This is a genomic window from Pseudomonas sp. W2I6, assembly GCF_030815935.1.
GTDB lineage: Bacteria > Pseudomonadota > Gammaproteobacteria > Pseudomonadales > Pseudomonadaceae > Aquipseudomonas.
In genome coordinates this window covers 3586452-3603602 of record NZ_JAUSXJ010000001.1, presented here as the reverse complement: position 1 = coordinate 3603602, position 17151 = coordinate 3586452, and the positions used below count along the sequence as shown (strand labels likewise).

The window sequence follows — 17151 nt, the reverse complement described above, 5'->3', positions numbered from 1 at the left end:
GGGTATGAGGTGAAGCTATGTTAAACCGCGAGCTCGAAGTCACCCTCAATCTTGCCTTCAAGGAGGCCCGTTCGAAGCGTCATGAATTCATGACCGTCGAACACCTGCTGCTGGCACTTTTGGATAACGAAGCTGCCGCCACCGTACTGCGTGCGTGTGGTGCCAATCTCGACAAACTCAAGCATGACCTGCAGGAGTTTATCGACTCCACCACGCCGTTGATCCCCGTTCATGACGAGGACCGCGAGACCCAGCCAACCCTGGGCTTCCAGCGGGTACTGCAGCGTGCCGTTTTCCACGTACAGAGCTCCGGCAAGCGCGAAGTCACAGGGGCCAATGTGCTCGTGGCGATCTTCAGCGAGCAGGAAAGCCAGGCTGTGTTCCTGCTCAAGCAGCAAAGCGTTGCCCGTATTGATGTCGTCAACTACATCGCCCATGGCATTTCCAAGGTGCCGGGGCATGGCGATCACTCGGAAGGTGAGCAGGATATGCAGGATGACGAGGGCGGTGAGTCTTCTTCTTCGAGCAACCCGCTGGACGCTTATGCCAGCAACCTCAACGAACTGGCGCGCCAGGGGCGGATCGATCCGCTGGTGGGGCGTGAGCTGGAAGTTGAGCGCGTGGCGCAGATCCTGGCGCGTCGCCGCAAGAACAACCCGTTGTTGGTCGGTGAGGCAGGCGTGGGTAAAACCGCGATTGCCGAAGGCCTGGCCAAACGCATTGTTGATAACCAGGTGCCCGACCTGCTGGCCAACAGCGTCGTCTACTCCCTTGACCTGGGCGCATTGCTCGCCGGGACCAAGTACCGTGGCGATTTCGAGAAGCGCTTCAAGGCGTTGCTCGGCGAGCTGAAAAAACGCCCGCAGGCGATCCTGTTCATTGACGAAATCCACACCATCATCGGTGCCGGTGCGGCTTCCGGTGGCGTGATGGATGCGTCGAACCTGCTCAAGCCGCTGCTGTCTTCGGGCGATATCCGTTGCATCGGTTCGACCACGTTCCAGGAATTCCGCGGGATCTTCGAAAAAGACCGCGCCCTGGCGCGCCGCTTCCAGAAAGTGGATGTGTCCGAGCCTTCGGTAGAAGACACCATTGGCATCCTGCGCGGGCTCAAGGGGCGCTTTGAAGCGCACCATGGCATCGAGTACACCGATGAGGCGCTGCGTGCAGCCGCCGAGCTGGCATCGCGCTACATCAATGACCGGCACATGCCGGACAAGGCCATCGACGTGATCGACGAGGCGGGTGCCTACCAGCGCCTGCAGCCGGTAGAGAAGCGTGTGAAACGCATCGACGTGCCTCAGGTCGAGGATATCGTGGCGAAGATCGCGCGGATTCCGCCAAAACACGTCAACACCTCCGATCGGGAGCTGCTGCGTAACCTGGAGCGCGACCTCAAGCTGACCGTGTTTGGTCAGGATGCGGCGATCGACTCGCTGTCCACCGCGATCAAGCTGTCCCGCGCTGGCCTCAAGTCGCCGGACAAGCCGGTCGGTTCGTTCCTGTTCGCCGGGCCTACCGGCGTCGGCAAGACCGAAGCGGCGCGGCAATTGGCCAAGGCCATGGGTATCGAGCTGGTGCGTTTCGACATGTCCGAGTACATGGAGCGTCACACCGTGTCGCGCCTGATCGGTGCGCCTCCGGGCTACGTCGGCTTCGACCAGGGCGGCCTGTTGACCGAGGCGATCACCAAGCAGCCACATTGCGTACTGCTGCTCGATGAAATCGAGAAGGCGCACCCGGAAGTCTTCAACCTGCTGTTGCAGGTCATGGACCACGGCACCCTGACCGACAACAACGGGCGCAAGGCGGACTTCCGCAACGTGATCGTGATCATGACCACCAACGCCGGTGCCGAAACGGCCGCGCGGGCTTCCATTGGCTTTACTCATCAGGATCACTCTTCCGACGCCATGGAAGTGATCAAGAAGAGTTTCACGCCGGAATTCCGCAACCGCCTGGACACCATCATCCAGTTTGGTCGCCTCAGCCATGAGGTCATCAAAAGCGTGGTGGACAAGTTCCTCACCGAGCTCCAGGCGCAGTTGGAAGACAAGCGCGTGCAGCTGGAAGTCTCGGACGCGGCGCGCAACTGGCTGGCGGAAGGTGGCTACGACGCGGCAATGGGCGCTCGGCCAATGGCTCGCCTGATCCAGGACAAGATCAAGCGCCCACTGGCGGAAGAGATCCTGTTTGGCGAACTGGCAGACCATGGTGGCGTGGTGCACATCGATCTGAAGGACGGCGAGCTGACCTTCGACTTCGAAACCACGGCTGAAATGGCCTGATAGCTGACGCAACAAAACAAAGAGGCGCCGAGAGGCGCCTTTTTGCTGCCTGGATAGACGGGTGGGGTCGATATCTATCGACCGGTGAAGATCAACTGTGGGAGCTGGCTTGCCTGCGATAGCGGTGGGCCAGCCAAGCATGCAGTTACTGAGAGACCGCTATCGCAGGCAAGCCAGCTCCCACAGGGTCAAGTGGTGACTGTTAAATAGCGCGCACACAAAAACGCCCGGCATAACCGGGCGTTTTGTATTGACTTGATTAACGGGCGCGGTAAGTGATGCGCCCTTTGCTCAGGTCATAGGGCGTCAGTTCGACGCGCACTTTGTCACCGGTAAGAATACGAATGTAGTTCTTGCGCATCTTGCCGGAGATATGCGCGGTTACGACGTGCCCATTTTCCAACTCCACACGAAACATGGTGTTGGGCAGGGTGTCGACGACAGTGCCTTCCATTTCGAAGCTGTCTTCTTTCGACATGCAGTAAAGCCCTCGGTATCCAGTGAATGGCCCGGTGCAACTGCGCCAGGCAAAAGCGGCGTGCATTGTGCCCGAAAAAGGGTGTTTAAGCCAAGAGGTTCTAGTTCAACGTGACCCATCTTTGGTTAATTAGCAGCTCAATGGGCCGATATTGGGTCTTGTAGTTCATCTTTTTGCAGTTTTTTATCCAGTATCCGAGGTACACCGCCTCCAATTCCAGGCGCAAGGCTTCACCGATCTGCCACAGGATCGCAAAGCGTCCCAGGCTGCGCCGTTCCTCGGCGGGCTCATAAAAGGTGTAGACCGCCGACAGGCCATTGGGCAGCAGGTCAGTCACGGCGACCGCCACCAGTCGTCCCTCGAGCCGAAACTCATAGAAGCGCGAGAAGGGCAGGTCGCGCACCAGGAAGGTGGAAAACTGGTCGCGGCTGGGCGGGAACATGTCGCCGTCGGCGTGGCGCTGTTCGATGTAGCGTTGGTAAAGGTCGAAATATTCTTCGCTGAAGCCGGGTTTGGTGGCGGTAACGGTCAGGTCGGCGTTGCGCTTCAGGATGCGTTTCTGGTTGCGGTCCGGCAGGAACTGCGCCACCGGGATGCGCGCCGGTACGCAGGCGTTGCAGTTCTGGCAGTGCGGCCGGTAAAGGTGGTCGCCGCTGCGCCGGAAGCCCATTTCCGACAAATCGGCATACACATGCACGTCCATCGGCTGGCTGGGGTCGAGGAACAGCGTGGTGGCCTGCTCATCGGGCAGATAGCTGCATGAGTGGGGTTGAGTGGCATAAAACTTCAAACGCGCCAGCTCGGTCATGATCAACCCTCGGATAAGCTTTGAAATAAGTGTAAGCCAGGTGCGGGGAAGTCGCCTAGGAAACCCACGGAGCAGAGCTGGTTTGGTCCAAATGGTCGCGCAGGTAGTTGGCGAAGTCGCTGCGGGGAATGGCGCGGGCGCCGAGGCTGTGCAGGTGATCGGTGGGCATCTGGCAGTCGATCAGCACAAAGCCCCAGGCCTGTAGTTGCCGAACCAGGGTGGCAAAGCCGTATTTCGAGGCGTTGTCGGCGCGACTGAACATGGACTCGCCGAAAAACAACTGGCCCATCGCCAGGCCGTACAGGCCGCCCACCAGTTCGCCCGCGTCCCACACCTCCACCGAATGCGCATAACCGCGCTGGTGCAGTTGCAGGTAGGCGTTCTGCATGGCTTCGGTGATCCAGGTGCCATCGGCATAACTGCGCGGCGCCGCGCACGCCTGGATGACCGCAGCGAAGTCCTGGTCGAAGGTCACTGTGTAACGCTGCTGGCGCAACAATTTGCCGAGGCTGCGGGAAACGTGCAGCTCATCGGGGAACAGTACGGTGCGTGGGTCGGGCGACCACCAGAGGATGGGCTGGCCTTCCGAGAACCAGGGAAAGCAGCCGTGGCGGTAGGCCTGGATCAGGCGGTCGGCCGACAGGTCGCCACCGGCAGCGAGCAGGCCATTGGGTTCGCGCATGGCCTTGGCCAGCGGTGGGAAGGTCAGGGTGTTGCGTTGTAACCAGGTCAGCATGGCATCCAGGCTTACGGAAGGGGAGGGCGGTAACGGCGATGTTGTCCGTTGCAAGAGCTGTGATTATTGTCGACGAAACGCTCTGGGGCTACCCCGAACATGGGATCGATGCAGATAAGCATGAACGGGTGTTTCTGCAACTCTATGCCGGGGGCGTGGTCGTAATCGCGTACGTCGGTCGGCAAGCTAGCCTGGATTGGCAAAAACAGCTCATAAGCCTTTGTCAGTAAAGACAATGCATGCTCAAATTGAACGTTATGAAATTGAACATTGGCTATGCTGTGTAACGTAGGGCCAAGTGCGTGGCATCGCGCACACAAACCCGTACAATGCGGCCATTGGGGCGTTATCGCCGTTTCATGAATCAGTAGCAGGGTGTTAAAAGTAGCTCCACTGGCACTCGTTCATTTTTTACCTGCCCGGATTGGGCAGTGTTTTGCAGTCATTCAACAGATGGACGCGCTAAAGGCGCAGGAAAAGACCCGTTTTGAAGAAATCCGCCGCAACACCTAAAGCCGCAGTCGTGCCCGCCTGGCGCCAGCACCTGCACTACCGACTCAAGGAAGGTGCACTGATCGCCATCGGCGCGCTGTGCCTGTTCCTGATGATGGCCTTGCTTACCTATGGCAAGGACGATCCAGGCTGGAGCCACAACAGCAAGATCGAAGACGTGCAGAACTTCGGTGGTCCCGCCGGCTCCTACAGCGCCGACATCCTGTTCATGGTGCTGGGTTACTTCGCTTACATCTTCCCGTTGCTGCTGGCCATCAAGACCTGGCAGATCTTCCGCCAGCGTCACGAGCCGTGGCAATGGAGCGGCTGGCTGTTCTCCTGGCGCCTGATCGGCCTGGTGTTCCTGGTGTTGTCCGGCGCGGCCCTGGCCCATATCCATTTCCATGCACCTACCGGTCTGCCGGCCGGTGCCGGCGGCGCTCTGGGCGAAAGCCTCGGCGACCTGGCGCGCAGGACCCTGAACATCCAGGGCAGCACCCTGATGTTCATCGCGCTGTTCCTGTTCGGCCTCACCGTGTTTACCGACCTGTCCTGGTTCAAGGTCATGGACGTGACCGGCAAGATCACCCTCGACCTGCTCGAACTGTTCCAGGGCGCCGCGAATCGCTGGTGGTCGGCCCGGGTGGACCGCAAACGCATGGTTGCGCAACTGCGCGAGGTGGATACCCGCGTCAACGAGGTGGTAGCCCCGAGCACGCCGGACCGGCGTGAGCAGGCCAAGGTCAAGGAACGCCTGATCGAACGCGAGCAGGCCCTGACCAAGCACATGTCGGACCGCGAGAAGCAAGTGCCGCCGGTGATTGCCCCTGCGCCGCCGAAGGCCCCCGAGCCGAGCCACCGCGTGCAGAAAGAGAAACAGGCGCCGTTGTTTGTCGACAGCGCCGTGGAAGGCACCTTGCCGCCGATCTCGATTCTTGATCCTGCGGAAAAGAAACAGCTCAATTATTCCCCTGAATCCCTGGCGGCCGTCGGCCACCTGCTGGAAATCAAGCTCAAGGAATTCGGCGTCGAAGTCTCGGTGGATTCGATCCACCCGGGCCCGGTGATTACCCGCTACGAAATCCAGCCGGCTGCCGGCGTCAAGGTCAGCCGCATTTCCAACCTGGCCAAGGATCTGGCGCGTTCGCTGGCCGTGACCAGCGTGCGGGTGGTGGAAGTGATTCCGGGCAAGACCACCGTCGGTATCGAGATTCCCAACGAAGACCGGCAGATCGTGCGCTTCTCCGAAGTGCTGTCGACCCCGGAATACGACAACTTCAAGTCGCCGGTCACCCTGGCCCTGGGCCACGACATCGGCGGCAAGCCGGTGATCACCGACCTGGCGAAAATGCCTCACTTGCTGGTTGCCGGTACCACCGGTTCCGGTAAGTCGGTGGGTGTGAACGCGATGATCCTGTCGATCCTGTTCAAGTCGGGCCCGGATGACGCCAAGCTGATCATGATCGACCCGAAAATGCTTGAGCTGTCGATCTACGAAGGCATTCCGCACTTGCTGTGCCCGGTGGTGACCGACATGAAGGATGCGGCGAACGCCCTGCGCTGGAGCGTTGCCGAGATGGAGCGGCGCTACAAGCTGATGGCGAAGATGGGCGTGCGTAACCTGTCGGGCTTCAACGCCAAGGTCAAGGAAGCCCAGGACGCCGGCACGCCACTGACCGACCCGTTGTACAAGCGTGAAAGCATCCACGACGAAGCGCCGCTGTTGACCAAATTGCCGACCATCGTGGTGGTGGTCGACGAATTTGCCGACATGATGATGATCGTCGGCAAGAAAGTCGAAGAACTGATCGCCCGTATCGCCCAGAAGGCGCGGGCCGCCGGGATCCACTTGATCCTCGCGACCCAGCGTCCGTCGGTGGACGTGATCACCGGCCTGATCAAGGCCAACATCCCGACCCGCATGGCGTTCCAGGTGTCGAGCAAGATCGATTCCCGGACCATCATCGACCAGGGCGGCGCCGAGCAACTGCTGGGCCACGGTGACATGCTCTACATGCCGCCGGGCACCAGTTTGCCGATCCGTGTCCACGGCGCGTTCGTCTCCGACGATGAGGTGCACCGTGTGGTGGAAGCCTGGAAACTGCGTGGCGCGCCGGAATACAACGACGACATCCTCGCCGGCGTCGAAGAGGCCGGCAGCGGCTTCGACGGTGGCAGCGGCGGTGGCGACGACGATGCCGAGACCGATGCGCTCTACGACGAAGCGGTGCAGTTCGTGCTTGAAAGCCGCCGCGCCTCGATTTCCGCCGTACAGCGCAAGCTGAAGATTGGCTACAACCGCGCTGCCCGCATGATCGAAGCCATGGAAATGGCCGGCGTGGTCACCTCGATGAACACCAACGGCTCGCGCGAAGTGATTGCGCCAGCGCAGATGCGTGACTGATTACGTGCCGCGTGGCAACACGCGGCACGCCTTGCAACCGAATCTAAGAGGACTCCCATGCGTCTTATCCGCATGCTGTTGTTGCCTGCATTGGCCCTGACTGCTGTTTCGGCTCATGCTGACCCGGCTTCCGTCGCCAGCCTGAAAAACCTGTTGGACAAATCCCAGACCCTGACCGCGCGCTTCTCCCAGCTCACGCTGGATGCCGGTGGCACCCAGTTGCAGGAAACCGCCGGCGAGATGGCTGTGCAGCGCCCAGGGCTGTTCTACTGGCACACAGAAGGCAAGGCCGAGCAGACCATCGTCTCTGACGGCCAAAAAGTCACCCTGTGGGACCCGGACCTGGAGCAGGCGACCATCAAGAAGCTCGACCCGCGCCTGAACCAGACGCCAGCGCTGTTGCTGTCGGGCGATGTGTCGAAGATCAACGACAGCTTCGACATTACCTCCAAGCAGACCAGCAACGTGATTGAATTCACCCTTAAGCCGAAATCCAAGGACACGCTCTTTGACACGCTGTCCCTGTCGTTTGGCAACGGCGTGATCAACAACATGCGTCTGATTGACAGCGTCGGCCAGCGCACCGATATCCTGTTCTCCGGGGTCAAGGCCAACCAGCCGGTACCGGCATCCAAGTTCAAGTTCGACATCCCGAAGGGTGCCGACGTGATCCAGGAATAAACTGCCCAGAGGTTTCAAACGCTGCCCATGGACCTGTTTCGAAGTGACCCGATTGCTCAGCCTCTGGCGGCGCGCCTGCGCTCGACCAACCTGGACGAGTACGTCGGGCAGGAACACCTGCTCGCCCGCGGCAAGCCTTTGCGCGAGGCCCTTGAGCAGGGTGCGCTGCACTCGATGATTTTCTGGGGGCCGCCGGGCGTGGGTAAAACCACCCTGGCGCGGCTCCTGGCAAAAGTCTCGGATGCACACTTCGAGACGGTCTCGGCGGTGCTGGCCGGGGTCAAGGAGATCCGCCAGGCGGTGGAAGTCGCCAAGCAGCAGGCCGGGCAGTACGGCAAGCGCACCATCCTGTTCGTCGACGAAGTGCATCGCTTCAACAAGTCGCAGCAGGATGCGTTCTTGCCGTATGTCGAAGACGGCACGCTGATCTTTATTGGTGCCACCACCGAAAACCCGTCTTTTGAGCTGAACAATGCCTTGCTGTCCCGGGCGCGTGTCTATGTGCTCAAGAGCCTCGACGAAGCCGCGATGCAGAAGCTCTTGCAGCGTGCGCTGAACGAAGACAAGGGCCTGGGCAAGCGCCAGTTGAGTGTCAGTGAGGAAGGCTTCAAGATCCTGCTGACTGCTGCGGATGGCGACGGTCGACGTTTTCTCAATCTGCTGGAAAACGCTTCCGACCTGGCCGAGGATGGCAGCGAAATCGGCGTCGACTTGCTGCAGAGCCTGTTGGGCGACACCCGCCGGCGTTTCGACAAGGGCGGCGAAGCGTTCTACGACCAGATTTCCGCGCTGCACAAGTCTGTGCGCGGCTCAAACCCAGACGGTGCGCTGTACTGGTTTGCGCGGATGATCGACGGCGGTTGCGACCCGTTGTACCTGGCCCGGCGCGTGGTGCGCATGGCCAGCGAAGACATCGGCAATGCCGACCCGCGTGCGCTGAGCCTGTGCCTGGCCGCCTGGGAAGTGCAGGAACGCCTGGGCAGCCCGGAAGGCGAGTTGGCGGTGGCCCAGGCCATCACCTATCTGGCCTGCGCACCGAAGAGCAACGCGGTGTACATGGGCTTCAAGTCCGCCCTGCGTGCTGCCGCCGAGCATGGCTCCCTGGAAGTGCCGCTGCACTTGCGCAATGCGCCGACCAAGCTGATGAAGCAACTCGGCTACGGCGATGAGTACCGCTACGCCCACGATGAACCGGACGCCTATGCGGCTGGCGAAGATTACTTCCCGGATGACCTTGAGCCGCAGCCGTTTTACCAGCCGGTGCCCCGCGGCCTGGAGCTGAAGATCGGCGAAAAGCTCAATCACCTTGCCCAACTTGACCGGCTCAGTCCGAAACAGCGGAGAAAGTAGTGCTCAGAACGATTCTTGCCGTGTCCGTAGCCGGCATCGCTGGTACATTATTGCGTTTCGCCACCAGCACCTGGGTCAGCGCCAATTGGCCGAAGCATTTTTATGCGGCGACCCTGGCGGTCAACCTGGTGGGCTGTTTGATCATCGGCTTGTTGTACGGGTGGTTTCTGCTTCGCCCGGAAGTGCCGATTGAGATTCGTGCCGGCTTGATTGTCGGTTTTGTAGGCGGTCTGACGACCTTTTCATCCTTTTCACTGGACACGCTACGCCTGCTGGAAAGCGGGCAGGCACCGGTCGCCTTCGGGTACCTGGCCATCAGCGTGTTCGGCGGGCTGCTCGCCACTTGGGCTGGCCTGTCCTTGACCAAACTTTGATAAACGAGAGACCGACATGCTCGATTCCAAACTGTTACGTAGCAACCTTCAGGACGTAGCGGACCGCCTGGCATCCCGTGGCTTTGCCTTGGATGTTGCGCGCATCGAAGCGCTGGAAGAACAGCGCAAGACCGTCCAGACCCGCACCGAAGCACTGCAGGCTGAGCGTAATGCGCGTTCCAAATCCATCGGTCAGGCCAAGCAGCGCGGCGAAGACATCGCGCCGTTGATGGCGGACGTCGAGCGTATGGCTGGCGAGTTGGCTTCCGGCAAAGTCGAGCTGGACGTTATCCAGACCGAACTGGACTCGATCCTGCTGGGCATCCCGAACCTGCCGCACGAATCCGTGCCAATCGGCGAAGACGAAGACGGCAACGTCGAAGTCCGTCGCTGGGGCACGCCAAAAGCCTTCGATTTCGAGATCAAGGACCACGTCGCCCTGGGCGAATTGACCGGTGGCCTGGACTTCGAGACAGCGGCCAAAATGTCCGGTGCGCGCTTTGCCTTGCTGCGTGGCCCGATTGCACGCATGCACCGCGCCCTGGCGCAGTTCATGATCAACCTGCACACCGGCGAGCACGGCTACGAAGAGGCTTACACCCCGTACCTGGTCCAGGCTCCGGCGCTGATGGGCACCAGCCAGCTGCCGAAATTCGAGGAAGACCTGTTCAAGATCAGCCGCGATGGCGAAGCCGACTTGTACCTGATCCCGACCGCCGAAGTGTCGCTGACCAATATCGTGGCCGGGGAAATCCTCGACGCCAAGCAACTGCCGATCAAGTTTGTCGCCCACTCGCCGTGCTTTCGCAGCGAAGCCGGTGCATCGGGCCGCGACACCCGCGGCATGATTCGCCAGCACCAGTTCGACAAGGTCGAGATGGTGCAGGTTGTCGAGCCGTCGACTTCCATGGAAGCGCTGGAAGGCCTGACCGCCAACGCCGAACGCGTCCTGCAACTGCTGGAGCTGCCGTACCGCGTTCTGGCCCTGTGCACCGGCGACATGGGTTTCAGCGCCGTGAAGACTTACGACCTGGAAGTGTGGGTGCCGAGCCAGGACAAATACCGCGAGATTTCGTCGTGCTCCAACTGCGGTGATTTCCAGGCCCGTCGCATGCAGGCGCGTTTCCGTAACCCGGAAACCGGCAAGCCCGAGCTGGTCCACACCCTCAACGGTTCGGGCCTGGCAGTAGGCCGTACCCTGGTGGCCGTGCTGGAAAACTACCAGCAGGCTGACGGTTCGATCCGCGTGCCTGAAGTGCTCAAGCCGTACATGGCGGGCGTTGAGGTCATCGGCTAAATGGAATTTCTGCCGCTGTTTCATAACCTGCGCGGCAGTCGTGTGTTGGTCGTCGGTGGCGGGGAGATTGCCTTGCGCAAATCCCGGCTGCTGGCCGACGCCGGCGCGTTGTTGCGGGTGGTTGCTCCCCAGATTGAAGACCAGTTGCGTGAACTGGTGCAGGGCAGTGGCGGTGAACTGATTTTGCGTGGTTATCAGGAGGCCGACCTCGACGGTTGCACCCTGATCATCGCGGCGACCGACGACGAGCCGCTGAACGCGCAAGTGTCCAGCGATGCCCGGCGTCGTTGCGTACCGGTCAATGTGGTGGATGCGCCGGCCTTGTGCAGCGTGATCTTCCCGGCGATTGTCGACCGTTCGCCGTTGGTGATCGCAGTGTCCAGCGGCGGCGATGCGCCGGTGCTGGCACGGCTGATCCGCGCCAAGCTGGAAACCTGGATTCCGTCGACTTATGGCCAGTTGGCCGGGTTGGCGGCGCGGTTTCGCAGCCAGGTCAAAGGCTTGTTCCCGGATGTGCAGCAACGTCGCGCGTTCTGGGAAGATGTTTTCCAGGGCCCGATTGCTGATCGGCAACTGGCCGGGCAGGGTGATGAAGCCGAACGTTTGCTGGTGGAGAAAATCAACGGCGCGCCGCCGCACGCACCGGGCGAAGTCTACCTGGTGGGCGCAGGCCCGGGTGATCCGGACCTGCTGACGTTCCGCGCCTTGCGCTTGATGCAACAGGCCGACGTGGTGCTGTACGACCGCCTGGTGGCGCCGGCGATTCTTGAATTGTGCCGTCGCGATGCCGAGCGGGTGTATGTCGGCAAGCGACGCGCTGACCATGCGGTGCCGCAAGACCAGATCAACCAGCAGCTGGTGGACCTGGCCAAGCAAGGCAAACGCGTGCTGCGGCTCAAGGGTGGCGATCCGTTCATCTTTGGGCGTGGTGGTGAAGAGATTGAAGAGCTGGCGGCCCATGGCATCCCGTTCCAGGTGGTGCCAGGTATTACCGCGGCCAGTGGTTGCGCGGCGTATGCCGGTATTCCGCTGACCCACCGCGACTATGCGCAATCGGTTCGTTTCATTACCGGGCACTTGAAGGACGGGACTTCGGACCTGCCATGGAGTGACCTGGTGGGGCCTTCGCAAACCCTGGTGTTCTACATGGGGTTGATCGGGTTGCCGATCATCTGCGAACAACTGATCCAGCATGGCCGCTCGGCGGATACGCCGGCGGCGTTGATTCAGCAAGGCACTACGTCCAACCAGCGGGTGTTTACCGGCACCCTGGCTGACCTGCCACGCATGGTGGCGGAGCATGAAGTTCATGCGCCGACACTGGTGATTGTGGGAGAAGTGGTGCAGTTGCGTGAGAAGCTGAAGTGGTTTGAAGGCGCTCAGTCGCAAGTCTGACACGTCTCCTGTGGCGAGAACGTCTCTGGGGCGAGGGAGCTTGCTGTGGCGAGGGAGCTTGCTCCCGCTGGAGTGCGAAGCGCTCCCAGGATTTTGGGGCCGCTGCGCAGCCCAGCGGGAGCAAGCTCCCTCGCCACAGGGTTTGTCAGCTCAAGATGCCTTTTCCGCTCAGTCTCGCGCGGTCATGCTCCGCCTCAAACGTCTGCAACGGCCCCTTCGGCACAATCCCCGTCGGATTAATCGTGCGGTGACTGGCGTAGTAATGCCCCTTGATGTGAGCAAAATCCACCGTCTCGGCAATCCCCGGCCACTGATACAACTCCCTTAGCCAGTTCGACAGGTTCGGATAATCCGCAATTCGCCGCAGGTTGCATTTGAAGTGGCTGTAGTACACCGCATCAAACCGAATCGCCGTGGTGAAAAGCCTTACATCGGCTTCAGTCAGGTATTCTCCCGCCAGGTAACGATGCTCACCCAAGTGCTGCTCAAGGTGATCCAGTTCGGCAAACACATCATCAAATGCGGCCTCATAAGCCTTTTGTGACGTGGCAAAGCCTGCGCGGTACACACCGTTGTTCACGGCGGGATAAATTCGATCGTTCAGTGCATCAATGGTCGAGCGCTGGGCTTCGGGATAGAAATCCAGTTGATTGCCGGTCAGTTCATTAAACGCACTGTTGAACATGCGAATAATCTCCGCCGACTCATTGCTGACAATCCGCTTGAGCTTCTTGTCCCACAACACCGGCACTGTGACCCGCCCGGTGTAGCTGGCGGTGTCGGCGGTGTAGCGTTGGTGCATGAAGGTGAAGTCGTCAAGCTTGTCGCCGCTGGAGCCATGGGCCTTGTCGAAGGTCCAGCCGTTTTCCAGCATCAGCCAACTGACCACCGACACGTCGATCAGGCTCTCCAGGCCTTTGAGCTTGCGCAGGATCAATGTGCGGTGCGCCCAGGGGCAGGCGAGGGATACGTATAAATGGTAGCGACCGGCTTCAGCCGCGAAACCGCCTTCGCCGGTCGGGCCGGGTTCACCATCGGCGGTCACCCAGTTGCGGCGTTGCGCCTGCTCCCGTTGGAAGGCGCCGTCTGCGCTACTTTCGTACCACTGGTCATGCCAGCGTCCTTCGATCAGCAAACCCATGACTGACTCCTTGGCTAATAAGCGTTGGAGTGCAGTCTAAAGGTCTGAGTTCGAACAAAAAGCGCAAAGGCTGGGGGTTAATGATCGACTAAATCGATTTGTCCCGGGCATCCCAGTACTGCTGGGCCAGTTCGAACGCCTGTTCCCGCGGGTGGCCGAGGCCGCGCAAGGCCAGGGCCATGGTGGCGATCAGTGCCAGTTGCGGGTAGCTGTCCTGCACCTCACCGCGCCATAGCGCCTTGAGATGCTCGGGCTCCAGCGCGGCAGGCTTGACGTGACGCTGGGCGGAGAGGGCGGGCCACTCTTCATCCCAGCTCTCGCCGCCGGTAGTGCCGTACAGGTGGCTGATGGTGTCCGGGTTGATCTCGATCTCGCCGCCGTCGCCCTTGATCACGATGGTGTTGTCGCCAAGCAGGCCGCTGGCATCGCGGTGTACGCCCTGGTAGCCCGGATGGAAGATGCTTTGCAGGCCGCAGCGGGCGCTCAACGGGTTGAGGATGCGCGCCAGTGAATGGATCGGCGAGCGCAGGCCCAGGGTGTTGCGCAGGTCGATCATGCGCTGCAGTTGCGGCGCCCAGTCCCCCAGGGGAATAAACGCCAGGTTGCCCTGTTCAAGGGCCGCTTCCACCTGTTGCCAATTGCGGCACAACGGAATCTGCAAGCCATCCAGCAACTGCTCGGTGTAGAGCCGGCCTGCCGTATGCGCGCCGCCGCCGTGCATCAGGATACGCACGCCGTTCTGTGCCAGGCACTTGGCTGCCAGCAGGTACCACGGCAGGTGGCGTTTTTTACCGGCGTAGGTCGGCCAGTCGACATCCACATTGAGCGACGGTGCATTCAGGCGCTCGCGCACGGCTTCGGTGAAGCCTGCGAGTTCTTCCGGGCTTTCTTCCTTGTGCCGCAGCAGCATGAGGAAGGCGCCGAGCTGGGTGTCTTCGACCTTCTCGTCCAGCAACATGCCCATGGCTTCGCGGGCTTCCTCACGGGTGAGGTTGCGGGCGCCGCGCTTGCCTTTGCCGAGGATGCGCACGAACGGCGCGAACGGGTGCTCAGCAAGGGTTTCAGTGATCAACGGGGCAAAATCAGTCATAAGCAATTCGTCGGCCTGGGCAGGCCCGCCAACTTGGCGGCGAGTTTGGCGGGAGTGCCTTTGAACAGTCGGTTGAGGTGCAGGCTGTTGCCCTTTTCCGGGCCCAGCTTCAAGGCGGTGTACTTGATCAGCGGGCGGGTGGCGGGCGACAGCTGGAATTCGGTATAAAAGCCGCGCAGCAGTTCGAGGATTTCCCAGTGTTCCGGGGTCAGCTCCAGCGCTTCGGCGGTGGCGAGGGCGTTGGCCACGTCGCTGGACCACTCGGTCAGGTCGACGAGGTAGCCGTCCTTGTCCAGTTCGAGGGTGCGTTCACCTACGGTCAAAGTGTTCATAGCCAGGTATTGACCTTGTCATAGTCGATCGACAGCTGGACGAACGCCGGGTAATCGACACTGCCGGCCCATTCAGGCACGGCGAGGTTACGCGCCTGGCTGTCTTCGGCCAGTACAAACACTTTCACGCCCCTGGCCTGCAGGGCCTGGCAAGGCGCGCTGGCGGGTTGCAGGGCGTAGGCGCCGTCGCCGCACAGCAGGATCGCATCCTGGGTGCCACAGAGGCGCAGGCAGCTGTCCAGCCGGCTGTCGGTAAAAGGCGAGTGGGATACCACATGCAAGGTCGACATCAGAGGGTAATCACCTGGTCGTAACGGTCAATCATCTGTGAAATTTGTTCACTGCTCAGCGGCTGTGCGTTGCCGGAGGTGGCCAGCCCGCGCACGGCGAGGCTATGGCTGCAGGCAAACACCTCTTCGACGCCAAATAATTCCAGGGCCTGGAGGTTGGCGCTCAGGTCTTTCTGTTGCACGGCCCTGGCGTCCTGGCTCGCGGCCAGTTGAAACACGCCGTCATCCAGAAACAACAGGCCAATCGGCAAATCAAACGCGCCGCCAGCCAATACGATATCCAGCGCTTCACGGGCGCCGGGGCCGGACCACGGCGCCTGTCGGCTGATCACCAGCAAGGATTTCGACATGTCACGGCCCTCCGAAGCAGATCAAGCGGTCAGCGGACTGGGCGGCGTCATGCAACTGCCCAAGCCCGGACAATGCCCAAGGCGCGTCCAGGTTCACCGCGCTGCGCTGATAACGGGTGGCCTCTTCGGCATTCAGCACGCCACGGCGCAGGGCCGCGGCGATGCACACCACGCCATCGAGCTGATGCTCGCTGACAAACTCGCGCCACTGACGGGCGATATCCTGCTCATCCTGCGGCGCAACAATGTTAGTGGACGCGCTGTAGACGCCATCCTGATAAAAAAACAGCCGCACAATCTCATGTCCACCCGCCAGCGCCGCCTGGGCGAACAGCAAGGCACGGCGCGAGGAGGGCGCATGGGCGGCGGAAAAAAGCGCAATCGCGAACTTCATGGAACACTCTGAAGGCAAAACCTGTGGCAATGATAAAGCCGCAGGCAACAAAAAGCCCGCCGAAGCGGGCTTTTTGCATGCGGCTGCGATCAGTCGTCGCGGCCCATGATGCCGAAGATCTGCAACAGGCTGATAAACAGGTTGTAGATCGATACATACAGGCTGATGGTGGCCATGATGTAGTTACGCTCGCCACCCTGGATGATTGCGCTGGTCTGGAACAGGATGCAGGCCGAGGAGAACAGCACGAAACCTGCGCTGATCGCCAGTTGCAGGCCGCTGATCTGGAAGAACATGCCTGCCAGTACTGCAGCCAGCAACACGAAGAAACCGGCGGTGATGAAACCACCCAGGAAGCTCATGTCCTTGCGGGAAATCAGCACGTAGGCCGACAGGCCGCCAAATACCAGGGCAGTCATGGCAAATGCCGAGCTGACCACTTCCGCGCCGCCGGCCATGCCGAGGTAACGGTTAAGGATCGGGCCGAGGATAAAGCCCATGAAACCGGTCAGGGCAAACGCCGACACCAGGCCCCAGGCCGAGTCGCGCAGCTTGTTGGTCAGGAAGAACAGACCGTAGAAGCCGATCAGCACGACGAAGATATTCGGGTAGCCGACGCGCATTTGCTGGGCTACGAAGGCCATCACGCCGCTGAACGCGAGGGTGAGAGCGAGCAGGCCGTACGTATTGCGCAGGACGCGGCTAACTTCTAGCTGCTCAGCCTGCGCGTTTCCATTCACTGCGTAATTTTGTTCGCGCATGGCGACACTCCTTCAGTTTTGAAACATTCAGTCGCAAGGATCATAACAGACGCTCTGTAACAAGCTATGGCGAGAGTTTGACAGTGTGTTTCATTCGGGTATTATGGCGCCCGCTGAGGCAGGATGAGCTACGCTAATCCTGTGTTGCACAAGGGAAATTGGCAGAGTGGTTGAATGCACCGGTCTTGAAAACCGGCGGACGTTAATAGCGTCTCCAGGGTTCGAATCCCTGGTTTCCCGCCAAGATTTACTCAAGAGCCCCGCTATTGCGGGGCTTTTGCGTTTCTGGGGTTCAGGAATACACCTCCAATCGTTTCCGCATCATTTCAGGCAGTTTTCGCAACTCTGCAAAAAGTGGGCGTCAACGGGTAGGGTTCACTATTTCACCCACGCGCCGATAACCGTCTCGGTTATCAGTTCACTCTGGATAAGTCAGGCGCCCAAGCCGGGCGCGCTGACTGGCGTGATTCGTTACTGAGAAAAGGCGCAA

At 60.6% G+C, this 17151-nt stretch carries 17 protein-coding genes and 1 tRNA gene; 8 read left to right on the top strand and 10 right to left on the bottom strand.

Annotated features, from left to right (window positions below; all coding sequences use genetic code 11):
- The first annotated feature begins 17 nt into the window (after nt 1–17).
- Nucleotides 18–2288 (top strand): ATP-dependent Clp protease ATP-binding subunit ClpA, encoded by a 2271-nt coding sequence (gene clpA, locus QF039_RS16835; RefSeq protein ID WP_003219606.1) that lies wholly within the window; start codon nt 18–20, stop codon nt 2286–2288.
- Between the two features lie 259 nt (nt 2289–2547).
- Here the strand turns inward: clpA and infA are convergent, their stop codons facing one another.
- From infA to aat, 3 genes are all read right to left on the bottom strand, one after another.
- Complete coding sequence (gene infA / locus QF039_RS16830; RefSeq protein ID WP_002553999.1) at nt 2548–2766, bottom strand: translation initiation factor IF-1; 219 nt, start codon at nt 2764–2766, stop codon at nt 2548–2550.
- Between the two features lie 100 nt (nt 2767–2866).
- On the bottom strand, nt 2867–3574 hold the full coding sequence (locus QF039_RS16825; protein WP_003219609.1) for an arginyltransferase: 708 nt from the start codon (nt 3572–3574) through the stop codon (nt 2867–2869).
- Nucleotides 3575–3629: 55 nt separating this feature from the next.
- The gene (gene aat / locus QF039_RS16820; protein WP_003219611.1) at nt 3630–4310 is read right to left on the bottom strand and encodes a leucyl/phenylalanyl-tRNA--protein transferase; all 681 of its coding nucleotides are present in this window, start codon (nt 4308–4310) and stop codon (nt 3630–3632) included.
- Between the two features lie 487 nt (nt 4311–4797).
- On the opposite strand from aat, the gene ftsK reads away from it, so the two are divergent.
- Genes ftsK through cysG form a run of 6 tightly spaced genes read left to right on the top strand, consistent with a single transcriptional unit; the run spans nt 4798 to nt 12303 of the window.
- The gene (gene ftsK / locus QF039_RS16815; RefSeq protein ID WP_003219614.1) at nt 4798–7206 is read left to right on the top strand and encodes a DNA translocase FtsK; all 2409 of its coding nucleotides are present in this window, start codon (nt 4798–4800) and stop codon (nt 7204–7206) included.
- Between the two features lie 57 nt (nt 7207–7263).
- Nucleotides 7264–7887, top strand: a complete 624-nt coding sequence (gene lolA, locus QF039_RS16810; protein ID WP_003219615.1) for an outer membrane lipoprotein chaperone LolA — start codon at nt 7264–7266, stop codon at nt 7885–7887.
- 27 nt (nt 7888–7914) lie between these two features.
- Complete coding sequence (locus QF039_RS16805) at nt 7915–9237, top strand: replication-associated recombination protein A (protein ID WP_003219616.1); 1323 nt, start codon at nt 7915–7917, stop codon at nt 9235–9237.
- The gene (gene crcB, locus QF039_RS16800) at nt 9237–9611 is read left to right on the top strand and encodes a fluoride efflux transporter CrcB (protein ID WP_008431560.1); all 375 of its coding nucleotides are present in this window, start codon (nt 9237–9239) and stop codon (nt 9609–9611) included. The genes QF039_RS16805 and crcB overlap by 1 nt, the downstream gene beginning before the upstream one ends.
- A 16-nt stretch (nt 9612–9627) precedes the next feature.
- Nucleotides 9628–10908 (top strand): serine--tRNA ligase, encoded by a 1281-nt coding sequence (gene serS, locus QF039_RS16795; protein WP_003219618.1) that lies wholly within the window; start codon nt 9628–9630, stop codon nt 10906–10908.
- Entirely contained in the window at nt 10909–12303 is a 1395-nt protein-coding gene (cysG, locus tag QF039_RS16790) for a siroheme synthase CysG (RefSeq protein ID WP_307519592.1), read from the top strand.
- A 145-nt stretch (nt 12304–12448) separates the two neighbouring features.
- Here cysG and QF039_RS16785 read toward each other — a convergent pair whose 3' ends face one another.
- From QF039_RS16785 to QF039_RS16755, 7 genes are all read right to left on the bottom strand, one after another.
- Entirely contained in the window at nt 12449–13444 is a 996-nt protein-coding gene (locus tag QF039_RS16785) for a glutathione S-transferase family protein (protein ID WP_102369436.1), read from the bottom strand.
- 88 nt (nt 13445–13532) lie between these two features.
- The gene (locus tag QF039_RS16780) at nt 13533–14534 is read right to left on the bottom strand and encodes a glycosyl transferase family protein (protein WP_307519589.1); all 1002 of its coding nucleotides are present in this window, start codon (nt 14532–14534) and stop codon (nt 13533–13535) included.
- A complete protein-coding gene (locus QF039_RS16775) occupies nt 14531–14866 on the bottom strand; it encodes a TusE/DsrC/DsvC family sulfur relay protein (protein ID WP_102369434.1) in 336 nt (111 codons plus the stop codon). The genes QF039_RS16780 and QF039_RS16775 overlap by 4 nt, the downstream gene beginning before the upstream one ends.
- Entirely contained in the window at nt 14863–15156 is a 294-nt protein-coding gene (gene tusB, locus QF039_RS16770; RefSeq protein ID WP_003219628.1) for a sulfurtransferase complex subunit TusB, read from the bottom strand. The genes QF039_RS16775 and tusB overlap by 4 nt, the downstream gene beginning before the upstream one ends.
- Nucleotides 15156–15506 carry a sulfurtransferase complex subunit TusC gene (gene tusC / locus QF039_RS16765; RefSeq protein WP_102369433.1) on the bottom strand — a complete coding sequence of 117 codons (351 nt, stop codon included), beginning with the start codon at nt 15504–15506 and terminating at the stop codon, nt 15156–15158. Before tusC ends, tusB begins: the two co-directional genes overlap by 1 nt.
- Nucleotide 15507: 1 nt before the next feature.
- A complete protein-coding gene (gene tusD / locus QF039_RS16760; RefSeq protein ID WP_003219632.1) occupies nt 15508–15900 on the bottom strand; it encodes a sulfurtransferase complex subunit TusD in 393 nt (130 codons plus the stop codon).
- Nucleotides 15901–15989: 89 nt separating this feature from the next.
- Nucleotides 15990–16661 (bottom strand): Bax inhibitor-1/YccA family protein, encoded by a 672-nt coding sequence (locus QF039_RS16755; protein ID WP_003219636.1) that lies wholly within the window; start codon nt 16659–16661, stop codon nt 15990–15992.
- Between the two features lie 152 nt (nt 16662–16813).
- Between QF039_RS16755 and QF039_RS16750 the strand changes: the two genes are divergently transcribed.
- A tRNA-Ser gene (locus QF039_RS16750) sits at nt 16814–16904 on the top strand.
- Nucleotides 16905–17151 lie beyond the last annotated feature (247 nt).

What these genes read in the sequence shown, in the direction of transcription:
- QF039_RS16805 (WP_003219616.1), top strand. Translation starts at nt 7,915, where the DNA reads ATGGACCTGTTTCGAAGTGACCCGATTGCTCAGCCTCTGGCGGCGCGC.
- clpA (WP_003219606.1), top strand. Translation starts at nt 18, where the DNA reads ATGTTAAACCGCGAGCTCGAAGTCACCCTCAATCTTGCCTTCAAGGAG.
- aat (WP_003219611.1), bottom strand. Translation starts at nt 4,310, where the DNA reads ATGCTGACCTGGTTACAACGCAACACCCTGACCTTCCCACCGCTGGCC.
- QF039_RS16785 (WP_102369436.1), bottom strand. Translation starts at nt 13,444, where the DNA reads ATGGGTTTGCTGATCGAAGGACGCTGGCATGACCAGTGGTACGAAAGT.
- QF039_RS16780 (WP_307519589.1), bottom strand. Translation starts at nt 14,534, where the DNA reads ATGACTGATTTTGCCCCGTTGATCACTGAAACCCTTGCTGAGCACCCG.
- QF039_RS16775 (WP_102369434.1), bottom strand. Translation starts at nt 14,866, where the DNA reads ATGAACACTTTGACCGTAGGTGAACGCACCCTCGAACTGGACAAGGAC.
- cysG (WP_307519592.1), top strand. Translation starts at nt 10,909, where the DNA reads ATGGAATTTCTGCCGCTGTTTCATAACCTGCGCGGCAGTCGTGTGTTG.
- tusC (WP_102369433.1), bottom strand. Translation starts at nt 15,506, where the DNA reads ATGTCGAAATCCTTGCTGGTGATCAGCCGACAGGCGCCGTGGTCCGGC.
- QF039_RS16825 (WP_003219609.1), bottom strand. Translation starts at nt 3,574, where the DNA reads ATGACCGAGCTGGCGCGTTTGAAGTTTTATGCCACTCAACCCCACTCA.
- QF039_RS16755 (WP_003219636.1), bottom strand. Translation starts at nt 16,661, where the DNA reads ATGCGCGAACAAAATTACGCAGTGAATGGAAACGCGCAGGCTGAGCAG.
- lolA (WP_003219615.1), top strand. Translation starts at nt 7,264, where the DNA reads ATGCGTCTTATCCGCATGCTGTTGTTGCCTGCATTGGCCCTGACTGCT.
- tusD (WP_003219632.1), bottom strand. Translation starts at nt 15,900, where the DNA reads ATGAAGTTCGCGATTGCGCTTTTTTCCGCCGCCCATGCGCCCTCCTCG.
- infA (WP_002553999.1), bottom strand. Translation starts at nt 2,766, where the DNA reads ATGTCGAAAGAAGACAGCTTCGAAATGGAAGGCACTGTCGTCGACACC.
- tusB (WP_003219628.1), bottom strand. Translation starts at nt 15,156, where the DNA reads ATGTCGACCTTGCATGTGGTATCCCACTCGCCTTTTACCGACAGCCGG.
- serS (WP_003219618.1), top strand. Translation starts at nt 9,628, where the DNA reads ATGCTCGATTCCAAACTGTTACGTAGCAACCTTCAGGACGTAGCGGAC.